The organism is Aeromonas sp. EERV15 (assembly GCF_900079845.1).
Lineage (GTDB): Bacteria > Pseudomonadota > Gammaproteobacteria > Enterobacterales > Aeromonadaceae > Aeromonas > Aeromonas sobria.
This window is the reverse complement of sequence record NZ_FKKY02000052.1, coordinates 1-952: the sequence shown is the minus strand read 5'-3', so window position 1 is coordinate 952 and position 952 is coordinate 1. Positions and strand designations below refer to the sequence as shown.

The 952-nt window shown below is 48.6% G+C and carries 1 pseudogene; it reads right to left on the bottom strand.

The window, feature by feature from the left end:
• Positions 1 to 254: 254 nt before the first annotated feature.
• Positions 255 to 689: pseudogene (locus tag BN4575_RS22575) on the bottom strand (hypothetical protein); the annotation flags it as partial.
• Positions 690 to 952: the final 263 nt, after the last annotated feature.

Genomic DNA, 952 nt, shown 5'->3' with positions numbered 1-952 from the left:
TGCTGAAGCAAAACAAATCACGTAATCTAAGCATGGCCAACAAGCGCAGGCTCTGCTGTCTGAATGAACAATATTTGTTCGAATGTATGGGGTTGTTCAAAGTATAAACACTGATGCGTCAGCCCTGCCCCACCGCCAGCGCTTGCCAGGTCAACCAAGGTAGCGGACAGGTTTTCCGGTGAGGCAAGAATATAAGCTCCACTACTAGAAATCGGATTGAGGTAGGTACCTGTATCCACATTGATACCAATCGCATGTGCCTGGAAAGGATTGGTGGCGGAATTATTATCACTATCAACATTCCCATTTGTAATAAATGCTTGCCATGCAGTTATCGCTGAAACTTGGCCTGCAGGACCAGGTTCAGGATTACCGTCAGAGACAAAATACAGCTTGTTTTGTTGGTCTTTGTCCGCACCGACTGCATTAACATCAAGCAGAATTTGCGCTTTGGCTGTGTTAAGAGCATCTGCGTAATTAGTCCATCCGTCTGCGCTAAGCGCATTAACTGCATTTATCAGGTTGATATAACCAGTATCACTAACCGAGTTGAAGTTATAGTCACCAACATTGGAGGAGCCCGTTGCGAAGGTCACCAAATTGACATGGATAGGGGCATCTAGCCCTGCGTAAGCTTGCACCAAGTTAGCAACCGCTGCTTTAAGTGCAGCCAGTTTGTCCCCCTTCATGCTGCCAGAGGTATCCAAAACCAGCGTCACATTAACTAGCGGTAATGGTGACTGGATTATACAAGCAGGGCCATCGTTCACCGCCACCGGTACATCGTCGATGATCGCTATCGTCACGTTACCACTGGCACTACTACCTCCCACCCCGCTCACAGTTACCCCTACCACATCTGTCAGGTTGGTATCGTTCGCCGGCTTGGTGTGTGTCTGTGCTGCATTAAGGGTGTAGCTGTAACTGAGCGTCGCACTCTTGTCGCCATCCG